This is a genomic window from Pseudothermotoga sp. U03pept (assembly GCF_051235805.1).
Classification (GTDB): domain Bacteria; phylum Thermotogota; class Thermotogae; order Thermotogales; family DSM-5069; genus Pseudothermotoga_B.
In genome coordinates this window covers 993,897-1,016,142 of the sequence record NZ_JBPNXV010000001.1, presented here as the reverse complement: position 1 = coordinate 1,016,142, position 22,246 = coordinate 993,897, and the positions used below count along the sequence as shown (strand labels likewise).

General features: G+C 42.7%; 18 protein-coding genes. 10 read left to right on the top strand and 8 right to left on the bottom strand.

From position 1 onward, the window contains the following. Positions 1–143: 143 nt before the first annotated feature. Genes ACSFC1_RS04985 through ACSFC1_RS04965 form a run of 5 tightly spaced genes read right to left on the bottom strand, consistent with a single transcriptional unit; the run spans position 144 to position 4,680 of the window. Positions 144–848 (bottom strand): ABC transporter ATP-binding protein, encoded by a 705-nt coding sequence (locus ACSFC1_RS04985; RefSeq protein ID WP_435565017.1) that lies wholly within the window; start codon positions 846–848, stop codon positions 144–146. Next, the gene (locus ACSFC1_RS04980) at positions 814–1,569 is read right to left on the bottom strand and encodes an ABC transporter ATP-binding protein (protein ID WP_435565016.1); all 756 of its coding nucleotides are present in this window, start codon (positions 1,567–1,569) and stop codon (positions 814–816) included. The genes ACSFC1_RS04985 and ACSFC1_RS04980 overlap by 35 nt, the downstream gene beginning before the upstream one ends. After that, positions 1,550–2,518: a branched-chain amino acid ABC transporter permease gene (locus tag ACSFC1_RS04975; protein WP_435565015.1), complete on the bottom strand. Its 969-nt coding sequence runs from the start codon at positions 2,516–2,518 to the stop codon at positions 1,550–1,552. Before ACSFC1_RS04975 ends, ACSFC1_RS04980 begins: the two co-directional genes overlap by 20 nt. An 8-nt stretch (positions 2,519–2,526) precedes the next feature. Beyond that, entirely contained in the window at positions 2,527–3,381 is an 855-nt protein-coding gene (locus tag ACSFC1_RS04970; protein WP_435565014.1) for a branched-chain amino acid ABC transporter permease, read from the bottom strand. Between the two features lie 54 nt (positions 3,382–3,435). Continuing rightward, entirely contained in the window at positions 3,436–4,680 is a 1,245-nt protein-coding gene (locus ACSFC1_RS04965; RefSeq protein ID WP_435565013.1) for an ABC transporter substrate-binding protein, read from the bottom strand. Between the two features lie 246 nt (positions 4,681–4,926). Here ACSFC1_RS04965 and ACSFC1_RS04960 point away from each other — a divergent pair, with 246 nt between their 5' ends. Then, positions 4,927–5,616, top strand: a complete 690-nt coding sequence (locus ACSFC1_RS04960) for a rhomboid family intramembrane serine protease (protein ID WP_435565012.1) — start codon at positions 4,927–4,929, stop codon at positions 5,614–5,616. A 29-nt stretch (positions 5,617–5,645) separates the two neighbouring features. Here the strand turns inward: ACSFC1_RS04960 and ACSFC1_RS04955 are convergent, their stop codons facing one another. From ACSFC1_RS04955 to ACSFC1_RS04945, 3 genes are all read right to left on the bottom strand, one after another. Beyond that, complete coding sequence (locus ACSFC1_RS04955; protein WP_435565011.1) at positions 5,646–7,364, bottom strand: hypothetical protein; 1,719 nt, start codon at positions 7,362–7,364, stop codon at positions 5,646–5,648. 128 nt (positions 7,365–7,492) lie between these two features. Next, positions 7,493–8,008: a hypothetical protein gene (locus ACSFC1_RS04950; RefSeq protein ID WP_435565010.1), complete on the bottom strand. Its 516-nt coding sequence runs from the start codon at positions 8,006–8,008 to the stop codon at positions 7,493–7,495. A gap of 13 nt (positions 8,009–8,021) precedes the next feature. Further along, positions 8,022–10,043 (bottom strand): HD domain-containing phosphohydrolase, encoded by a 2,022-nt coding sequence (locus tag ACSFC1_RS04945; protein ID WP_435565009.1) that lies wholly within the window; start codon positions 10,041–10,043, stop codon positions 8,022–8,024. A gap of 74 nt (positions 10,044–10,117) precedes the next feature. Between ACSFC1_RS04945 and mnmA the strand changes: the two genes are divergently transcribed. Genes mnmA through ACSFC1_RS04900 form a run of 9 tightly spaced genes read left to right on the top strand, consistent with a single transcriptional unit; the run spans position 10,118 to position 22,245 of the window. Beyond that, positions 10,118–11,167, top strand: a complete 1,050-nt coding sequence (gene mnmA / locus ACSFC1_RS04940) for a tRNA 2-thiouridine(34) synthase MnmA (RefSeq protein ID WP_435565007.1) — start codon at positions 10,118–10,120, stop codon at positions 11,165–11,167. Between the two features lie 43 nt (positions 11,168–11,210). Continuing rightward, complete coding sequence (locus ACSFC1_RS04935; RefSeq protein WP_435565989.1) at positions 11,211–11,906, top strand: rhomboid family intramembrane serine protease; 696 nt, start codon at positions 11,211–11,213, stop codon at positions 11,904–11,906. A 27-nt stretch (positions 11,907–11,933) separates the two neighbouring features. Continuing rightward, positions 11,934–13,328, top strand: a complete 1,395-nt coding sequence (gatA, locus tag ACSFC1_RS04930) for an Asp-tRNA(Asn)/Glu-tRNA(Gln) amidotransferase subunit GatA (RefSeq protein ID WP_435565988.1) — start codon at positions 11,934–11,936, stop codon at positions 13,326–13,328. Further along, positions 13,325–14,764: an Asp-tRNA(Asn)/Glu-tRNA(Gln) amidotransferase subunit GatB gene (gatB, locus tag ACSFC1_RS04925; protein ID WP_435565006.1), complete on the top strand. Its 1,440-nt coding sequence runs from the start codon at positions 13,325–13,327 to the stop codon at positions 14,762–14,764. The genes gatA and gatB overlap by 4 nt, the downstream gene beginning before the upstream one ends. Before the next feature lie 2 nt (positions 14,765–14,766). Further along, positions 14,767–15,525, top strand: coding sequence for a hypothetical protein (locus ACSFC1_RS04920; RefSeq protein ID WP_435565005.1), 759 nt, complete (start codon positions 14,767–14,769; stop codon positions 15,523–15,525). Further along, complete coding sequence (gene hemW / locus ACSFC1_RS04915) at positions 15,476–16,633, top strand: radical SAM family heme chaperone HemW (RefSeq protein WP_435565004.1); 1,158 nt, start codon at positions 15,476–15,478, stop codon at positions 16,631–16,633. The genes ACSFC1_RS04920 and hemW overlap by 50 nt, the downstream gene beginning before the upstream one ends. A 1-nt stretch (position 16,634) precedes the next feature. After that, entirely contained in the window at positions 16,635–17,216 is a 582-nt protein-coding gene (locus tag ACSFC1_RS04910; protein ID WP_435565003.1) for a flavin reductase family protein, read from the top strand. Between the two features lie 3 nt (positions 17,217–17,219). Continuing rightward, complete coding sequence (locus ACSFC1_RS04905; RefSeq protein WP_435565002.1) at positions 17,220–18,209, top strand: DHH family phosphoesterase; 990 nt, start codon at positions 17,220–17,222, stop codon at positions 18,207–18,209. Next, positions 18,187–22,245: a diguanylate cyclase gene (locus ACSFC1_RS04900; RefSeq protein ID WP_435565001.1), complete on the top strand. Its 4,059-nt coding sequence runs from the start codon at positions 18,187–18,189 to the stop codon at positions 22,243–22,245. Before ACSFC1_RS04905 ends, ACSFC1_RS04900 begins: the two co-directional genes overlap by 23 nt. Position 22,246: the final 1 nt, after the last annotated feature.

Genomic DNA, 22,246 nt, shown 5'->3' with positions numbered 1-22,246 from the left:
CAGAACTTTCTGAAGATAGGCTAAAGCAGATGAGATGTGACTATGAAGACTTTAAAAGAATTAGAAGAAAAGCAGCGCTAATTTGGAAACGACAGATCAAGAAAGGGGATAAAACTTTATCCCCTTCATAGAATTGAGAGAGATCAGATTCCAAGGTATGCCTTCTTGACCAGTTCGTTTTCGAGTAGCTCTCGCCCGGTTCCTTCTGCAATTATCCTCCCAGTTTGAAGAATATAACCTCTATCTGCTATCTCCAAGGCTTCCTGCACCTTTTGTTCAACCATCAATACTGCTACACCTTTTCTGTTTATCTCTTTGAGAACCTCTAAGACTCTGTCAACCATTATGGGCATCAGTCCCAAGGACATCTCATCGACCAAGATAAGCTTTGGTTTCGCCATAAGAGCTCTTCCAATTGCGAGCATCTGTTGTTCACCGCCAGAGAGAGTTTCTGCTTTCTGATACTCTCTTTCTTTCAACCTTGGGAAGAGCTCAAAGACTTCTGCCAGGAATTTTTGCACTTGTGATTGGTCGTTTATCGTGTAAGCTCCCATCAACAGATTGTCCTTCACCGACATCTTGCCAAATACATGCCTACCTTCGGGAACATGTGCGATTCCCATTTTGACGATCTCATGCGCTGGGAGCTGATCGATTCTCTTGCCCATGAACTCAATCTTTCCTGAGAAAGGTTTCAGCAACCCAGATACGGTTTTTAAAATAGTGGATTTACCTGCTCCGTTCGAACCAACTACTGAAACCAGTTCTCCTTCATTTACGCTGAAAGAAACCTCGAAGATAACAGGTACGCTGTCATATCCCACGGTTAGTTTGTCTACTCTTAGCATAATATCTCTCCCCCAGATATGCCTTTATGACCTCTTCGTTGTTTGTAACCTCTTCTGGAGTTCCTTCGGTGATCTTCTTTCCAGCGTTCAGAACAACAACCCTGTTTGAAATGGGCATGATAGCTTCCATAACATGTTCAACTATCAAAAGTGTGATACCACTCTTGTTCAGAGCGACACACAACTCCATCGCTTCCTTAACTTCTGTTCTGTTCAAGCCTGCCATTGTCTCGTCTAACATGATCATCCTTGGTTTCGTAGCAAGGACCTTTGCGATTTCAAGCCTTTTCTTGTCCGCTATCGTCAAACTGCCTGCTGGCATATCTCTCTTCTCCCATAAGTGAGTCATCTGCAAAACTTGCTCGGCAACAAGCTCAGCCTCTTTCTTATTTTGCGCGTGTAAAAAGGCTCCTGTTAATACGTTTTCTTTTACCGTCATCTCCTTCAGAGGTTTGACTATCTGAAAGGTTCTGGTAAGACCCATCAAAGTGATCTCGTGCGTTGTTTTTCCAGTTATGTCCTTCCCGTCGAAGAAGACCTTTCCTGCGAAAGGCTTGTAGAACCCACTTATGCAGCTGAAAAGTGTTGTCTTTCCAGCGCCATTGGGTCCTATCAGGCTCACTATCTCCCCTTCGTTCACGAAAAAAGAAACATTGTCATTTGCAATGAGATTGCCAAACTTCATCGTCAAATTTTGAACCTCAAGCAGCGGTCTTGACATATTGTGCACCTCTCTTTTTGGATCTCTTGAAAAGTCCAAGTATACCTCGTGGTTCAAAGCATGCGACTACAACTATGAGTGCACCGTAAATCATTAGATCTATGCCCTTTCCAGTTCCTCCCAAGAAGGCACGTGTGTATTCTGAAAGTGGTATCAATATACCAGCTCCGACAACAGGTCCATAGACATTGCCAATTCCACCGAGAACTGTTAGCAAGACTATCTTCATCGATATATCGAGTCCGAAAACCATGAATGGGTCTATGTACAAAATGTACTGTGCATACAGTGAGCCAAATAGGGCTGTGATTGCGGAGCTTATCATCATTGCGTACAGTTTGTACCTGGTGGTGTTTATGCCCAACGCCTCGGCAGCTTCATGGCTTTCGCGTATCGCCTTCAGGTAATATCCCATCTTGTTTCTCTCAATGAGGACAGCAACAGTCAGGGCAATCACAAAAAGAATATACGCGATGAGAAAGTAAGGTATCTTCGATTTGTGAAATTGCATGAGCCAGAAACTATCTGGCTTGACGGGTATCGATATTCCTGTAGCACCTTCCACGTAGTCCCAACTCACAAACAGTTGTTTGATGATCTCTGCAACGGCAAGTGTAGCGATGGCGAAGTAATGGCCTTTCAATCTGAAACACGGATAACTCACTACAGCTGCCACAACTGCAGCAAAGATCGCACCTAATATCATACCAAGCCACGGCGATACGCTGAATTTGTAAAAAAAGACCGTTGAGGTATATGCACCGATACCAAAAAAGGCTGCATGACCAAAGGAAGTCTGCCCAGCAAAACCCGTTATGATATTCCAGCTCTCACCAAGCCCGGCGAAGATCAAAAACATTATCAGAACGTGCTGAAAATTCACATTCTGAAAAGCAAATGGAAGAATCAGTATTGCCAACAAGATCCCATAGAGCATACGATTTTTCATCTGTAGGATCACCACCCGAACAAGCCCTTAGGCCTGAACTGAAGAACCAACAGGTATATTAAGAATGCCAAGGCGTACTTGAATTGAGTTCCCAGATAAAAGCCACCCAGCGCTTCTGTCAGACCAATCAAGATGCCCGCGTAGAACGCACCCCAGATGTTTCCGAAGCCACCCAATGCAACTATTACAAAGGCGAGCAATCCGTACATCGCACCAGACTCTGGATAAACGGGGAAGATGCCAGAGAGAAGTGTACCCGCTACACCAACACATATTCCTGACAAGGCAAAGGTTAGCGCATATATCTTTTCTGTGTTAACACCCATTAGCTCCGCTATGTCTCTGCTTTGAGCGGTTGCTTGAATTGCCTTTCCAGTCTTTGTTCTTTTTATAAACAAGGCTATCAAAAGGGTCATGGCAATGCTTCCAAGCGCTGCTACTAACTGTGGAAGCCCTATTACCAGATCAGCCAAGAGAATTCTCTTGCCTGAGAGAATTGATTCCCCAACAAATCTGTAGTTTGGAGACCAAAGAAATTGAGCAAGGTTTCTAATGAACAGACTCAGACCAAAGGTGGCGAGCAACGCCATCAAACCCGGTGCATTAACCACGCGTTTGATCACAAATTTGTAGATCAAGATGCCAAGCAGTGCAGTGAGACCAGCTGCGATCGGTAAAGAAACAAACGGGTCAAAGTTCAGAAGTGTGTACAGCCAGAAGACCGTGTACATTGAGATCATCATCAGATCACCGTGTGCAAAGTTTATGATATCCATAAGTCCCCACACGAGTGTCAGACCAACGGCGACAAGAGAATACACAGAACCTATGAGCACACCTGTCAGAAGAATCTGAAGGAACATAGCTCATCCCCTCTTTGTGCTAAATCTTTAAAGGGGGCTTTCGCCCCCCTTTATTTATCTCTTATTCCACTCTGGAAATTGAGGTGCTGGTTCTTTTGTTTGGTATTGTTCTGGCCAAACAGCTTCATAGACACCGTTAAAGATTTGAGTCATAACAGAGGCAGAGTAAATATTCTGCCCATCGGGACCAAATTTTATTCTTCCCGAAACAAAGTATGGAGCCATGAAGGCTGTGGTCTTTAGAACGTTCAGTATCTTCTGTGGGTCGGTTGATCCAGCCAGGTTGATTGCCTCAGCAATCACGATTGCCGAAGCGAAATCTTCCAAGGTAGGACCGTCGATGTCCACTCCAGATTTTGCTCTGTAAAGCTCGTTGATTTTCGCAAGAATGGGCATCTTCTTGAAGAGCGCAGATGTAGTGGCATTCGGTCCGGCAAAGTAATCTGCATCTTTTCCAAGGTTAACGACAAACTGTGGATCTTGATAACCACCGCAGTACGAGAGAACAACTTTCGGGACAACATTGAACTCTTTGTATTTCTTGACAAACATGGTCATATCACCAATGTAGGATGCGTGGAAAATTGCGTCTGGTTTGGCTCCTTTGATCTTTTGGACCTCGATGTCCACATTCGTCGCATTCGCCGGATATTTCACATCTGCCACCAATGAAAAGCCATCTGCCTGATAGTCCTTTATCTTTTCCTTCACCATCTGTGCTGCGTGAACACCATATTCGTTATCGATGTAGACAACGGCAACTTTCTTTATGTTTGCGTTGTACTTCTGATTGAGATACTTCAAATACTCAAAGAAAAAGACCGTTTCCATACCGTCATGAGGAGCTATTCTGAAAAACCATTGAAGCCCTCTTTCGGTAAGCGCAGCAGAACTCGACGAACCAGCTATGAATGGTATTCCATACTTTTCTGCCACCTGGCTTGCTGGTTTTGTGGCTGACGAGTGATAACAACCTATCAAAGCTACTACACCTTCGTTCCTGATGAGTCTTTCTGCTTCAGCCATCGCAAGTTCTGGGTTTGCTTGATGATCTGCAAAGACAAACTGAATCTTGGCTCCGCCTAAATTCGGCAAACCAGCCGTCTTACCAAGTAATAACTCGATCTCAGGATATTCGTTGTTGATGATTTCCTGGGCTACCTCGACTGCATACTTGATCTTCACACCCGTAGCTGCTGCCGGACCTGTCAGTGGAAATATTGCACCGATTTTGATGACTTGTTGTGCAAAGGCTACAAAGACAAGACATACAAAGAATGCCACCAGCAACTTTTTCACCTGCACCGCCTCCTTCACAAAGGATGGTTGTTGATATTTAGGTAACTAAATCTATCTCTTGGAAACATTTTTCTTACATAATCAGTGAATTTTTTCTCAACTTTTTCAATTATATCATCTGTGTTGCATCATGTCAACAAAACTGGTGCAGGAACTGTCTGACAGGGCTACTTTCAGCTCGGGGTTGCACTTTGGCTTCTGATAACTTGCTCTTCATGTCTTATAATCAAGAAGGAGGTGTGAGGATTGAGATCTCTGAAAGCTACGTATGTGATCTTGGTGATAAACGCAGTAGTTGCAATCTTGATGTTTTTTGTTGAGAGTTTCACAGGTGTTAGAACTCAGGCTTATCTGTTCATTCGATTCGGTGCACAATACGGTCCACTGGTAGCCAATGGTGAATGGTATAGAATGGTCACAGCCATCTTTGTTCACGGTGGACTACTGCATTTGTTGTTCAATTCTTATGCGCTGTTCTACTTCGGGAATATCGTTGAATCCGTATATGGTGTTGAAAAATTCATCTTTGTGTACTTGATCACCGGTGTTGCGGGTAATGTTGCGACACATTTTCTTTACTACAAAGCCATTTCAGTCGGAGCAAGTGGCTCAATCTTTGGACTTGTAGGAGTACTCTTTGCACTTGGCTTTCGACGTGACACACCGTTCTTCATGAGACAGTTCACCGGTTATGCACTTTTGCCCATGATATTGTTCAACATCATCTATGGCTTCATACCTGGGAGTGGCATAAACAACGCAGCACATGTGGGCGGCTTTGCCACTGGCATGTTGCTTGGGTATTTTCTCACACCACGGCCTGCGTATGCCTTCTGGAAGAGATCAGCTACCATTATCTGGAGAACAATTGCCCTTAGTTGTGCTTTGCTGGTAGTACTATCGTTTGTCCTTTTAGCTGGTTTCTCTGCGAAGTAGAGCTCAGCTCAATGTCGAGTGGATTCTTTCTAACTCTGCTCGATCACCTTCAAGAGGGCTTTAGCTGCGAGCATAGTTCCCTCTTTCTCGTATCCCTCAACACCGAGCATTGTTCTTATCTCTCCAACCTTGACGCCTGTTTCAAACATTTTCTTCATGAATTGTTCTGCAATCCTGTGATGTTCCTTCTGCCTCTGTACGGCTCCAAATGGATTGGCAAAATAAGAAGTAGTCAGACCAGTTTCAGAGGTGGTACCCTTACTCATTCTTTTACCCTCTGAAAAGACCTTCAAAGCGTCTTCAATGTTGTCAAAGAAAATTATTCGCTCTTCATCCTTAGTCACTTCGGTGTAGTTGTTGGCATACAAGAAGAAGTCTATATGAGTTGGTGTTATCACTTCACCGTAATTGTTGAAAGGTACGATCACCCGCGCATTGACCTGATCTGGATTCATGAAGATGCTCCTGTCCATTGTGGAATACGCAAAGCCAGGTGGAAGGTCATCCAATCGAACAAAGGCTCCTGTTTCTGTACCCAAGGCAACAACGTGACCGTCCTTTATAGAGAGACTTCCCATGTCATCGATGATCGTATCGATCTGCGAGATTTCTTCAAGTCTGTTGAGTGCATCGAGTGTTTCACTTTTTCCAGCACCGCTGTCACCAACAAACATCGCTACAACACTCTTGCCGCTCTTCAAGGTAATTCTTGCCATCGAACCGTGTATAGGCAGTCTGCCATGATCGATTTTTATCAAATTGTGAATCGTCAAAGTCGTTTTCTTCATGTACCCAAAGTAATCGTTTTCGTCGAGTGCTGGTATCACACCCACGTAAAGTTTCCTGTCTTTGAAGATCACACCGTTACGCCATTTGTCGCTGTAGTTGGGAATTCTGTTTGTCGGAAGACCAAATATGAGCATTCCATCAGGTTCTCTGTGTTTCAAATCCTTTGGAGTAGCAAGTTCAAAGAGATTGGCAAGCCCAGCGCCATGTGCCAAATACTCAGCATGTACAAAGTTGTAGAATAGAAGGTCTCCAACAAGGATCGTAAAACGATACCATTCAGAAGGATCGAGGGTTATTTTATCCAGTATCGTTTCGTCTATTACTGGTAAGACTCCCTTTCTCTTGTTGGATCTTGTGTAGAATATAGCCGGTGGGTCGAAGATGGCACCCCAGACCGTCGGGATCTTCATCATCCATGGATGTTCCTGATATTTTTCACCGTTTGGTTCCTCAACCAAAAACATGACTTGTGCACCACTTGGAAGTTGTCTCATCACTGTGGGAAATGTATTCGAGACGTTCATCATCACTTCTCTGTAAAGATTTTTTATGACAGCTTTGAACTGGTCTCCTACCATCGTCATCGTGTACTCTATACTCGCACGCCTGTTGTGATCTTCGACGTACTTTTCTTGACGAACCATGAATCTGTGTTTGGAACGCCAGAAGGTGTAAAAGGCTTCTACGAATCTCTCCAAATCCTTCGGGTTTACATAGTATATGATATTTGTGATCTCTTTGATGTTTCTCATAGTCAAAAGATGTAGATATTCAGCAAATCTGTGAATGTCATAGTCGCTGTTGACCTTGAAGGCACTTAAGGCGTTCAGTAATGGACTTCCCCTGTCTTTTAGAATGTCCACAAATTCCTTCAGAAGCTGCTCGAATTTCTTTTGTCCCACGATCTGACTGTAGTTTGTGTAGATGATAGAGCCATCTATGATCACGCTTCGACCCACTCGATCGCCTCCTAAGAAATTTCTTTCTACTTTTATATCACGTCAATGAATAGAAAAAAAGAAGCTCTCAGCACAAAAGCTTTGCATGAATGTGAAGAAAAGGTTAGATTCACCAGCAGTACCAGACTCTAAGGTACCAAAGGCTTTGGAAAGATCTTAACCTCATCACCTGCTTTGTATATCACCGAAAGATATATCTTGTCTTTTTCACCTTGAAGTGTTATGAACGGTAAGACAAATGTCTTTTTTGAAATAATGGTGTCCCCTTGAGTTTCGAAAAACAAAACGTCCATTAGATACAAATTCTCAACCGAGTATGGTCTGTCGGTGTAAAGATCAAAGGAGTACACAGGCGTTGAAACCTTTGTCTCGCGTATACCCAAAAACTCTACTTTGTTTCCAAGTGTCAGAAAAGTTTGTTTGAGAGTATCCAAATACTCCTGTTTTTTACTTGCCAGCTGCTGGTCTTGAACCGTTGTCTTAACATAATTTGAAATCGTGCTGAGATCGTTCTTCATCAACTTCTCAACAGCATCTACAAGACCTTTTGCAAGATCTTCGGTTGTTGGTACAGTTGATTGAGTCTCGCTACAAGCAGACAAAACCATCAGAAAAACAATCAAGACGAGCGTAAATCTTTTCACACCTTCACCTCCATCACTCTTTTTCACACAAGAGTATTTCAGTAAAAACCTTAACCACATCGGGGTTGAACTGAGTAGCCGAACAGTTCTCAATCTCTTTGATTGCTTCTTCAACACTCATGGGTGTTTTTCTGTAAGGTCTTGGTGTTGTCATGGCATCAAAACTATCGGCGACGAAGATCACCTGAGATTCGACGGGTATCTCGCCGTCTTTCAAACCTACAGGATAGCCCTTACCATCATATCGCTCGTGGTGATATAAAACGATCTTAGCGATTTTTTCCATACCGTTTATCGAACTGATCAGTTCAAATCCTTTAACTGGGTGTTGTTTCACCAGTTCAAATTCTTCTTTGGTCAAGTGCCCTTCTTTGTTCAGAACACCTTGAGGAATGCAGATCTTGCCAACATCGTGCAAGAGTGCGGCAAGTTCCAGATCAGATTCAGACAATCCCATTCTTTGTGCTATCTTTACGCAGAGTTGTGCAACTCTCTGTGAGTGTCCTTGGGTATATCTGTCATAGTATTCAAGAGCTTTCACAAGCATTGAAACTATCTCTCTGCTCATCCTTTTCTGTAATGTTACGAATCTTCTCACAACGAAAAAGGAGGTAACAATTCTCGCCATTGCGCTGGCTATCATCAAATCGTGTTCTGTGAAGGCGCAATTTGACTCTTGTGTTGTTTCCAGGACTATGGCACCCACAGTCTGTTCACCGACCCTCATCGGCAGTATCATAGTGTTCAAAGGTCTTGGTATGATGCGCTCTATCTCACTGAAAATCTCGCCCGACATTCTCTTTTTATCAAGCTCTCTGATCTCTTTGATTAGAACTGGTTCATTCGGTATGTAGAGCTGGCTCGATGGTATTTTGAGTGCGTTGATTGAATTCTTATCAAACCCCTTGCCTTCGATTACCTTCCAAGTCTGGTTATCAAACAAGGATATGTTTGCAAGGTCGATGTTTGGAAACATATCGATCATCACATCAAAAGCCTTCTTCAGGAATTTTTCACCGTCTTCCTGCAAATCAAAAGCATCGTTGATGAGCTTCAGCGTGTTCACAAACCTCTGATTTGTCTTGTCAAGTTCGTTGATCGTTCTTTCGAGTTCCTCGTTCATCGCTTTGATCTCTTCTGACTGCGCTTCAAGTTCTTCATTATAGCTTTTCAATTGTTCATTGTTGCGTTCTAACTCCGCCGTTGCCCTTTTCACCATCATTTTCAAGATTCTGTTAAACAAAAGCAGAACAAAAATAGAACCAGACAAGATGGCTATGGTCAACCACAGAAATCGCAGGACAGATGGGTCAATACCGGCGGAAGGTATCATAGAATCAACGATCTGGCTGATCTCTTTGGGTGAAATCTTCTGCAGACCATTATCCAAAAGATTGAGTACAGCCTCTTTGCCTTTTGGTACAGCCCAGTGCAGATTGTTTTCTGTGAATGGGGGTGACTTTTTCACTCGATACACCAGATCGTAGCGGTGAAGGTAATACTGTGCCGGAATGTCGTCCATCAAAACAACTTCTACTTCGTGGTTCTCCAAAGCGAGAAACAGTTCACCGTAGGTGTTGTAAAACCTGAACTGTATCTTTGGATTTTCGTTCTTAGCTATTTCATAAAGTGCGTCGCCTTTTTTCACGCCAACAACATAAGGAGTGAGATCTTGGAGATCTTTCAGGGTTGGTAGATTCTCATCGTAGTAAATACTGCTCGTTAATTTGTAAACAGAGATTGAGTAATCTAAGAATTTTCTTCTTTCTTCCGTGACAAAGATTAGATCTATCACGTCGGTCTTTTTCTCTCGAGCCATTTCTATGGCGTCTTGCCAGTTCATTGGAATGAGCTCAACCTCAACACCGGTTCTCTGTGAAAACAGTTCCCAGATCTTGACACTGATCCCAACAAGTTTGCCTTCTTGATCTATGTAAGTAAATGGAGGATAATCTATATCGGTGACTACTGTCAACTTTACCGCAAAAGTAATCAAGGCTGTGAGTAACAAGATCAACGAAGCATTCTTTCTCATCTTTACTCCTCCTTGCGGTAAGAGGTTGGAAACAAAATAATTCTATCATAACATTACAGTTTGGAGGGACGTAATTGAGAATAGCAGTTTTGTTGAGTGGAGGTGTAGACAGTGCTGTTGCACTCTACACACTCAAAGAGCAAGGACACGACGTAGTGGCATACCACATGAAAACGATGTATGATGAGTTTTACGTGCAACGACAGATAAAACGCAAGGTATGTTGTTCGCCTTCAGATACCTATGATGCACAGCTTATAGCCAACCAAATTGGTGTAGAGTTGAGAGTTTTGCATCTCGAAGAACTTTTCAGGAGTTCAGTAATCGAGTATTTCCTAAGGGAATACAAGTGTGGAAAAACACCAAATCCATGTTATAGGTGCAATCGCTTGATAAAATTCGGTTACATGATGGATTTGATGATCAAAGAGGGTGCAGATCTTATCGCAAGCGGACATTATGCGAGAGTTGTGAATGGCAAGTTGTACAAAGCCTTGAGCAAAGAGAAGGATCAATCATATTTTTTGGCATCAATAGAAAGAGAAAGATTGAAAAAAATCGTTTTCCCAAACGGGGATAAAACCAAAGAACAGATAAGAGAGATAGCCAGAAAAGCAGGAATTCACGTGCACAACAAAGACGAATCTCAAGATCTCTGCTTCATACCAGACGGAGATCAAAGATCCTTTTTCAAAGAAAACGGTTTAGTTGCAGAGGAAGGGCCCATTCTTGATCTACAGGGTAATCAGATCGGCAGACACAACGGCTTGACAAATTACACAATTGGCCAGAGGAAGGTAGGGATTTCTACAGGTGAAAAGAAATACGTGGTAAGGATTGATCCAGAAAGGAATGCCATAGTGGTCGGTACACAAAGAGACGTCTATGCAAAGGTTTTTTCGGTGAAAGAACCGAATTGGTTGACAGATGTCGACAAGGTCTTTGAGGCAACGGTGAAAGTGAGAAAGAACTCCCAAGAGGTGAACTGCCAAGTAATGCTCAAAAATGACGCCGTTTACGTAGAAAGTGTAGAACCAATCTTCGCCATAACTCCTGGACAGATAGCTGTTTTCTATAAAGACGAAATGGTTGTAGGTTCTGGAACAATCGACGAAGTTTTGTGATAAAATTAAAAAATAAAAGTATTTATGCAAAGGAAGTGATTCTCTGTTTCCACTACATGATACTATTATGAGCAGAAGAAAACCCTATGTAGTATATTTTTTGATCGCAATAAACGTAGTTATCTTCATATATCAACAGACTCTCTCTAGACGGGAACTCATAGAGTTTTTGTACAACTTTGGCTTTGTTCCTGCTCGCTTTACTTCACAACGCTGGAGTCAGATATGGCAACTCAGAACGAATCTGGATCTGTATTCACCAAAATGGTTGCCACTCTTCAGCCATATGTTCCTTCACGGCGGGTGGTCTCATCTGATTGGAAATATGTGGTTTTTAGGTGTCTTTGGAGATAATGTGGAAGACAGCATGGGACATCTTCTTTTCAGTGTCTTCTACATCTCGAGCGGTTTTCTCGCTGCTATGACACACTTTCTGCTGAGTTTTAACTCACAAGTGCCAATGGTAGGTGCTTCAGGTGCTATCTCAGCTGTTATGGGAGCTTATTTCGTTCTCTTTCCTTATTCGCGTGTGATTTCTTTTGTTCCGCTCTTCTTCGTTCCGCTTTTGGTTGCGATACCGGCTACCGTTTATCTCTTCATGTGGTTCATCTTTCAAATCATCAGCGGATTGCTTGACAGTGTTGTGAGTTCTGGTGTTGCCTATTGGGCACACGCAGGAGGTTTCGTAGTGGGGATGTTGTGGGGATTTATCCTCAGGAGAAAGAGATATCGCTGGTAAAAGGAGGAGTTGCCCTTGTTTGAAAAGATGACGATAGAGGATTGCCTGAACTCTGATAGAGAGAGATTGATTGAGGAATCTCTCGAAAGGATAAAAACCATAGATCCGTTGATCAAAAGCTTTATCACAGTGGCACAAGAAGTAGCGCTAAAAGAAGGTCCCTATAAAGGGATACCGATTGCCGTCAAGGATAACATAACGACCAAAGGTTTGAGAACAACCTGCGCCTCCAAGATACTCGAAAACTACATACCGCCATATGATGCAACATGTGTCAAGAGACTGAAAGACTATGGTTTTGCCATCGTTGGTAAAACCAATATGGATGAGTTCGCAATGGGTTCGAGTACAGAGAGATCGGCCTTCTTCACAACAAGAAATCCTTGGAATACCCAATGCGTGCCAGGTGGAAGTAGCGGGGGTTCTGCTGCAGCAGTTGCTAGTGGTCAGGTCATAGCAGCTCTTGGAAGCGATACGGGTGGCTCTGTAAGGCAACCTGCTTCTTTCTGCGGGGTAGTCGGTTTCAAGCCAACCTATGGTTTGGTGTCAAGATACGGCTTGATTGCCTTTGCATCGTCCTTGGATCAGGTAGGACCGATAACGAAATCTGTCAGAGATGCCGCTTTGATAATGGATATAATTGCGGGAAGAGATCCATTTGATTCAACGACTGTCCGTAGAAAAATCGATTTCCTAAGTCAGTTAGAAGAAGATATAGCTGGAATGAGATTTGCCATTCCTGAAGAAGTCTATGAGTATGAACAGCTCGATGAAGAAGTTGCTCAAAGGTTTGATGAGGCGATAAAACTCGCTGAAAAGCTGGGAGCCATAGTACAGAGAGTGCGTATTCCTACGATGAGATTTGCCGTGGCAACCTACTATGTGATAGCGCCGGCCGAAGCAAGCTCAAATCTTGCAAGGTATGACGGAGTGAAGTACGGCTTGAGGGTGGAGGAAAATGGGCTCAAAGGTACCTATATGAAAACAAGGAACATAGGTTTTGGCGAGGAGGTACGTCGCAGGATAGTCCTTGGTACCTTCACACTGAGCGCAGCTTATTACGAGGCATACTTCAACAAAGCTCAGAAAGTGAGAATGCTTCTCTCGAAAGATGTAAATCAGGTCCTTGAGAAATTCGATGCTATTCTCACACCGACTTCGCCAGTACCGGCATTCAAAATAGGCTCGGTCTCGGATCCGCTCACCTATTATTTGATGGATGTCTTCACGGTACCTGCGAACTTGGTCGGTATTCCTGCAATAAGCATTCCATTTGGATTTGCTCACGATTTACCTGTAGGACTACAGATAATGGGTAAGAGGTTTGAGGATGCAAAGGTACTCAGAATTGCGAGGAGTTTTGAGAAAAAGTCTTCATATAATGAGAATGGGAGAATTCCCATACCGGTGGTGAGAATATGAGTTATAGAACCGTAGTGGGACTTGAAATACACGTTCAACTGATGACCAAAACAAAGGCATTTTGTTCGTGCAGGGCAGATGTCTTCGAATTGCCGCCTAACACGGCAATATGCCCTGTTTGCACCGGACAACCTGGAGCCTTGCCAATTGTGAACTCATCAATGATCGATTATGCCGTAAAGATAGCACTCGCGTTGAACTGTGTGATCCACGAATATTCGAGGTTCGACAGAAAGAACTACTTTTATCCAGATTTGCCGAAAGGCTATCAGATAACACAATATTTTTATCCCGTTGCCACAGATGGTTATCTCAATATTGATGTAGATGGGCAGATAAAGAAAATCAGAATTAGGAGACTTCACATTGAAGAAGATGCAGGCAAGTTGATCCACGAAGGCGACTCGATAACACAGGCTCAGTATTCTCTGGTCGACATGAATCGTTGCGGAATACCGTTAGTGGAAATAGTCACCGAGCCGGATCTCTCATCACCAAGGGAGGCAAGAATCTTCGTTGAAAAACTTCGCTCGATACTCAGATACTTAGATGTGAGCAGTGGAGATATGGAAAAAGGTGCACTCAGATGTGATGCGAATATCTCTGTTGTTGATGAACTGAAAGGAATTCAGAGCAACAGAGTAGAGGTTAAAAACATGAATTCCTTCAGATTCATCGAAAAGGCACTTGAGTATGAAGAACAAAGGATAATAGAGGTTCTGAAAAGCGGTGGTACTGTTGAGAAAGAAACAAGAGGCTGGGATCTTGCGACGAAGACAACCGTTTCTATGCGAGGTAAAGAAGAGGAAAGCGATTATAGATACTTCCCAGAGCCAGATATACCTCCGATAATCATTTCACAAGACAGAATTGATCAGATCAGATCCGCACTCGTAGAACTCCCTGATCAGAAAATAGACAGGTTCGTGACACAGTACAGGATCCCCAAATACGATGCAACTGTCTTGGCGGCAAATAAGGAAATTGCAGATTTTTACGAGGAATGTGTAAAACTCATCGACAAGCCAAAAGAGGTGAGCAACTGGATCATGACTGAGATGCTCAGAGAAATGAAGCAACTCGAAACAGAGCAGATAAACATATCTCCAGCGCATCTGGTTGAACTTTTCTTCCTGATGGAGAAAGGTGAAATCTCTATCAAAATGGCGAAGGAAATCTTTCCAGAGATCTTCAAGACGGGGAAGATGCCAAAGCAGATTATCGAAGAAAAGGGTATGAGGCAAATCAGTGACGAGAAAGTGATAGAAGAAATCATAAAAAAGGCGATGACGCAGAATCCAAAGGCTGTGGAACAATATAAATCTGGAAAGACAAACATCTTAGGATACTTTGTTGGGCAAGTGATGAAGGAGACAAAAGGTTCTGCTAACCCGCAGATTGTGAACGAGATTGCAAGGCGTTTGCTGGAGGGATAGTCTTGAAAAAAACGGCGATGATTTTCATCTTGCTTATAGCATCTATCTGTCTTGCAACGCAGTTGAACCTTTCAAATGATATCTATAACTCAATAGAGGTAGCTAATCTTTTGATAAATCTCAAGAAGGACGATTTGCAGATCGGCTTTCTCTACAAAGACAGCAAATCTACTTATACGAAACTTGGGTTTCTTAGAGTGAAATCGTCAGATGCGGCGATATCTGTTGGTGGAACAGTTGGTCGCTCATGGACAGCCCAGATGAAGATCGAGGCAAATACCTATGGACTTACACCAGGTCATTATTACTTTGATTTTGTCATCAGCCCAGAAAAGAGTTATAGTACTTTCAAGATCAGTCAGAAGGTATTCTTTGGCAACAACGTTTTGAATTTCAGCGATTATGAAAGAATAGGAGATCTTTCAACAGGTTTTACAAGGGTGTACGCACGTTTTCAAAACAGGGAAATAGGCGCATACAGGCTCAATGAAGGCATCTTTGCAGGTTTCTTTCCATACACGATTGGTCAAACAGGTGAGGAAGGCTTTTTCATGGGTGCCGGTTGGATGAATGGCTTCTCGGGCTTCTTCGCTTTCAGAAGTAGATGGGTTTTGGGCAGTTCTTCTGTTTTTGTGGATCCTTTCGTGATCATTAAGACTGATTCAGCCGTCTTTGGAATAAGAGCTGAGATAATAGGTCCTGTTCTCAAAGGTGATCTGCTGTTCACGGGCAGGCAGGTGTTTTTCAGTGTCTCGTTCTGAGGATTTTGGTCTTTACGTACATATACCTTTTTGTAAGAATCGCTGTTCATACTGCGATTTTGTTTCGTTCACAGATTTTTCGCATCTGGATAAGTACTTTGAATGTCTTTGCCGTGAACTGGTTATGTGGTCCAAGTCTCTGAACAAACCGGTTGTAGACACAGTTTACATAGGTGGTGGCACTCCGAGCGATGTGCCCATTGAATATCTTCATAGGTTGTTCGTTGTGATCGAGAAAAGCTTCAACTTAACCAATCCTGAGATAACAATAGAAGTGAATCCAAAGGCTATGCAGTTTAATGAGTTCAGGATTCTTGGAGTAAACAGATTGAGCATAGGATTACAAGCTGCTGACGACGAAGTTTTGAAAACTGTGAACAGAAGACACACCTTTCTGGATTTTCAGAGAACATTTGACGAAGCTTGTTGTTATTTTGAAAACATAAACATTGATTTCATATTAGGCCTGCCAAAAGAAACCGATAAAACTCTGGAAAATGATCTTAGAGTGATCGAGAATTACAAGCCAAAACATGTGTCTGTTTATATTTTGGAGACTGATTCCGAGAAGAATAGGAACCTGAGGATAGATGAAGATCTCACAGCCATGCATCACGAGATTTTTACGAGTGAACTTCAGAAGATGGGTTATGTGAGATATGAAATATCCAATTTCTCTTTGCCCGCTTACAGGTGTAGACACAATGTGAAATACTGGAACAATGAAAACTATATCGGTGTCGGTGCTTCTGCCGGTGGGCATATTGGCTTGAAAAGATACGTGAACAGTTCCAATCTCTTGGAGTACTTTCATCAGATAGAACAGGGTGAGAACCCTTTTGAATACTTTTCAGAAAATACGCCATATGAAGAACTGCGAGAGACACTTTTCATGGGTTTGAGGCTTTGTGAAGGCGTCGAGTTGGAGAAACTGGAGAAACTAAAACCAGGAATAGATTTCAGAACTTTAGTTGAGAAATTTCCAACCGAGCTAATCTTGGAGCACGGTAGATTGAGACTGTCCAAGAAGGGCATGGATTTTTCACATACGCTTTTGTCTGAAATAATGCACGAGAGTGTCCTTTCGGGCGCGACTGGGGGTGAGTGAGATGATTTTTGTGGAAAGCTTGGAGAAGTACAATCTCCACTACCCGGCAAATGTTGCAGTCATTTGCTGTAAACACGAAGAAAGAACCAATCTGATGAGTGCCGCGTGGCACACACAACTTTCTCACGATCCACCGTTGTACGGTGTGTCAATCTCTCCGAAGAGATTTACACACGATTTGGTGCTTGTTTCAAAGGAATTCACTGTGAATTTTCTGAGATTTGATCAGAGCCGTCTGGCTGCATTTGTTGGTAAAACATCAGGGAGAGACATCGACAAGATGAATGTTTTTGAGATAGATCTCTTTGACGGGAGAAATGTCAAAGTACCTGTGTTGAAGAGTGCTTACGCAGCCTACGAATGTAAACTCATCGATTTTCGCAAGACTGGTGATCACACCTTTTTCATCGGTAAGATAGTTGGAGTTCATTACGATCCCAATGCTTTCTCACCTTCTCTGAATGTTTTCCCAACTCTTTATCTGGGGTCTGACCTCTACGTTACCTTTGACCCAACGATGAAACGTATACATGACGAGAAACAAGTTAAGGAATATCTTTCAAGATGGGTTCAGGGTGGGTGAAGAATGAGCAAGATCAAATCAATACTTTCTCAAGTAACTGAATCACAGAATATACTGATACTGGGTCACGTAATGCCAGATGGAGATGACATAAGTAGTGTTGCATCTTTGACTTTGGGTTTGAAACAGCTGGACAAGAATTGCCTTGGTGCAATCGATTCGCCAATTCCGGAGTACTACAAGGTTTTCCATGGTGTTGACCAATTGATTTCTTATGAAGAGTACTCTGATTTTTCGCCTGATCTGGTTGTTGTTTTAGATTGCTCGTCACCTGACAGGGTCGGGCGCTTTGAAAGTATGCTATCACAGTGCAAAACCATTGTGATAGACCATCATGCGACAAATACGTTCTTTGGCGGTACAAATTGGGTTGATAGTTCCTATGCAGCTACCGCTCAGATGGTGTATACTTTGAACAAGGCACTTGGTGTGGTTTATGACTCTCGACTTGCAACTGTCAATTACCTTGGTATGGCAACCGATACAGGTTTCTTCAGGTTTTCGAATACAGATGAAAGAGTTTTCAAAGATGCTGCTGAACTTGTTAAGCTCGGTGCGAAACCACATTTTGTTGCAACGACGATTTTGGAAAACAAGCGTATCGAACAGCTGAAGCTTTTCTGTGTGATGGTCGATCATATGATAGTGGAAGATTCCTTAGCTTACTCTTGGCTGAGTTATGAGAATTATGTCGAAAACGGCTGTGCTGATGATGACAGCACAGGTTTTGTTGGCGAAATGAGATCTTTGAGAAATATCGAAGTAGCGATTTTGGTTACAGAATATCCAAAAGGTGAGGTACACGTCAGTTTGAGGTCAAAGAACTGGTTTGATGTCAGTAAGGTTGCTGCAGTCTTGGGAGGAGGAGGACATGCAAGGGCTGCGGGGTGTTCTTTCAAGAACACAAGACTTGAGAAAGTTCTGAATGAGATTGTTAGTACAGTGAAAGACCATTTGTGGGGGGAACGAAGTGAAACTGGTGAAGTTTCTTAGAGAAACATATGTAGGCGATGAACATCTGATTATCGACAACAATGTCTATAAGAGGTTGAAAATATTAAACCCAGAAGTAATAGGTAGCAAAATGCATGAACTAACTACGTTCTTGGCGCTTTTTTCTCTGCTCAAACATCCATCGATACTTGTTCCAGAAAGATACGATTTAAGAGAGATTCCAAAGATCTATCTCCCATACCTTGAAGGAAGACCCATCAACTTGACAGACAAAGCAGAAAGAGAAAACTTCGCACTGTTTTTGTTTGGTCTGCTCCGCGAGCTCTTGCACCTGGGAATCGCAATACCTGTAATTTCTGTTGAAGATTTTCTCATCTCAGAGAACTTCTTCATGCTTCCACCTTGTTGGTTTAATTCAGAGGTTGTACCAAAAGGGGAATACGTCTTTGTAGCACCAGAGTTCTTGAAAGAAGGAAAGAGTTCCATAGCCTCGACGGTCTATGTTTTTGGGAAGCTCATAGATTCACTAACAGATAGAAAAGAACTCAAGGAACTTGTCATCGGTTTCACAGCGCAGGATCCTGCCAAAAGAAAAACACATTTCCCTGCAGCATTTCATTTGCTCCAAGGGAAAATCTCTCCTACAGGTCTCATGGGATTACGTTTGGCGACAGTTCACAGGCAAGAGGAAGAGGAAGTAATACGAGTTATCAAAAGTAATGAGAAATCTTTGAACACCATTCTCGTCTATGGACCTCAGCGGGTCGGAAAAACTACACTCTTGAGTGTTCTCAGTGATGAACTGCGAAATGAAGGCATACCTGTGATATGGGCAACAGATTTACAAGCTCTGGTTATAGGATTGCTTCAGTTTGTCGATGACAGTCTATTATCTCGACTCGATGAACAAGATCGAAAAAAGATAGAAGATCTAACAAATTCTGGAAAAATAAAGGCTTCCGACGTTGTTTTAACCGTTGGAAAGATCCTGTCAAATCTTGATCCCATAGTGATCATCGTTGATGACGCTCATGAAATGGATCTGTCACTGAAGGCTGTTCTCGAACAATTGCAGAGTTATAAGTTTTCGAAGGGACATACACTTCTTTTAGCATCTTATCAAAGGCAGATCTCCCTTTCTCATGATGTGTCTGTTGAACTGAAACCTTTCGATTTTGAGAAAACTGCAGAAATGATATCAACAATGATAATGGCAAGGCAGGAGAATATCGACGAACTGGTCAAATGGGCTTATGTGGTAACTCAAGGTCTACCGGGACAGATTGTTGAGCTGATGAGAACTTTAGTCAAGAACAATGCATTGAGACTCGACAAAGACAAGATCGGTGTCGAGCAGGAGATTCTCAAGAGAACAGACCTCATAGAAATAGTTAAGCCAACATTGAAACAGATGGCTGAATCGGGTGCACATCTGATAGCCATATGCGGTGAAAGGTTTGAGAAAAGTGAATTTGAAGCTCTCATTTCGATATCATCACTCAGCTCTCAGAGAATGAACGAATATTTGTCGATTCTGATCGACAATGGATTGCTTTATTGGGAAAACGGAAAGTACAGATTCGCATTCTTTGAAATATGGAGATCGCTTTATGATCTCATAGAACCAGAGGTAAGAGTTGAACTACACACCAATCTGTCACTTCACCTACGTGAACCATCAAAGAAAGCATGGCATCTGAAGATGCTCGGGCAAAAAGTCTCTGCGGCAGTTCTTTATCTGTTAACTGCAAAGAAGGAGTTGGAAAACTACCAAGACGTTACCACAGCAGTTTCGATGATTGAAGAAGCGGAGAAACTCTTAGAAAACAGGGGCAGTTACGCGCTCAATTCTTTGAAACTCAGAGCTCTACAGATCAAGCAAGATTCGAATGCGTTAGAGAGGTTTGCACTGAGTTTGAGTAAGAAATATGATTTTCTCATCTACAGTGCGCTTGTTCACGCATCAAAAGCAAATCTTGCCAAAGAAATGGAACAAGAGGAAGATCTCTTCAAAGCGAGGACAGCCTATAGCAGATTGAGAAAGTTGTGCTGCAAGATGAGAAGAATGCTGATTTCAGGAGAGAAAATAAGTCAAGGTCTGATGCAAGAAGTCGAGATTCTCCTTGCGCGTCTTAAGGATATACCACCGCATAGAAAATTGAAGGCTCTAACGTTGCTCTTGATAGCCCAGCACACAAGAATATCGAGAGTCAGAGATCTCGACCTTCTCAACCAAGCCAAACAGATAGCTGAAAGCAATGGTTTTCTCGATATTCTGGCCACAATTCTCAACGAGATGGGCATTAGAATGGCAGCCAGCCACGAGGCAGAAAGATTGTTCGAGAATGTAATCGAAATTGCACACAAGATAGGTTCAGAAGGCCTTGCGATGACTGCCTTATCAAATATGATCTGGACAAATCTTTACCGAGGCAATGTACAGCAGATGTTTCAAGATCTGGGGCGCTTGAGACAATTAGTCAGCTTGACTGGCAACATACAGCTCGAAGCTTACAGTTATTTCGTCGAAGCGAACTTTCACATGTACAACAGAGAACTGAATGAAGCATTAGAAGATCTTTCAAGAGAACTTTCGATCGAAAGATATCTTGGCATAGAGGAACGTGCTTTAAGGGGTCTTGTGTGTGCATATGCCTTGGCAGAAGATGTGGAAAAGGCAAAGCGAGTAATATTAGAGAACATAGAAAACCCAGCTATTAGCAGTCGTACTTTTGCTCCTTTCAGAGATTTATTCTTGGCTGAAAATGATGAAGAGCTCTTGCAAGCTTGGCAGAGATTTCTGAAAAAGGACACCCCTTATTGGAGTGAAGAAGCTTGCCAGATCTTTGCACAAAGGTTGATCAAATGTGACACAGAAGGTTTTATCAAATTCGCAAAAAGACTCGAATTAGATGCGATAAAAAGTGGGGCATTTTTGTCTCTTGCACAGATCTACGAAAGCCTTGCTCTGGGTTACAAAGCTATTGAGTCAACTCCATTAGCCATCAACTATGCCGAAAGGGCAATCTCGATCTACCAAACTAGATCCTTTGTAAACGCCGCAGCTTGGCTCGAAAAGAAGATTGAATTTTCTTCCGATGAAAGCTTGATCGAGCAACTTAACGAGTTGAAACTGAAACTAGAAGAGCCTTTCAGACAGCCCTTGGCAGCAATTCAGGAACAACTCGAAAGAACGATGAGAAACTCTGTTTTCTTGCAACACATAATCGACATCCTGAAGGTCACAAATCCACAAGAAGAGGTACACACTACCTTAGAATTTCTCGTTTCAAAGATGATGAATCTGCTACCTATCTTGTCTGCAGCAATAATAGTCATGGATTCGCGAGGCAAAGTTCTGGAATCTGCCACTCTGAATACCAGAAAAATCCCAAAAGAAACAAAAGTTTCGTACGAACCGTTTGAAATGTGCACTGAGATCGAGATCTACGACGGTTTCAAGGTACTTCTCTATGTCGCTAACCAGTCGCTTTACATGGACCAAATAACTGGGTACCAACTGGTCAAATCTGTCTTAAACTTGCAAGAAGTCATCGTCTACACACTCAAGAATATCATAGCCTACCATCGCAGTGTAACGGATCCACTCACCGGGCTTCACACACGTTGGTACTTCATAACAAGATTGCACGAAGAGTTCGAGAGGTCCAAGAGGTATAACGATAGCTTTTCGGTGATAATGGCTGACATAGATGATTTCAAAAAGATAAACGATACTTATGGACATCGAATAGGTGATGAAGTGCTCAAGTTCATAGCTTCTGTGCTGAGAAGCAGCACAAGAGCGAGTGATATCGTCGGTAGGTATGGTGGTGAGGAATTCATCGTGATACTTCCGAGCACAACTAAGGAAAACGCAGCAAAGGTTGCAGAGAAGATACTATATCAGATCGTTGAGACCAATCCTTTCGAGTTTCGCGTCACGATGAGTTTTGGGGTTTCAGGTTACCCGCAAGATGATGTCTTAGAACCCGAGGATCTAATCGCTCTCGCAGATAAGGCAACCTATGTGTCCAAAGAGAGGGGTAAGGCTTGTGTCACAATCATCAGTTGAC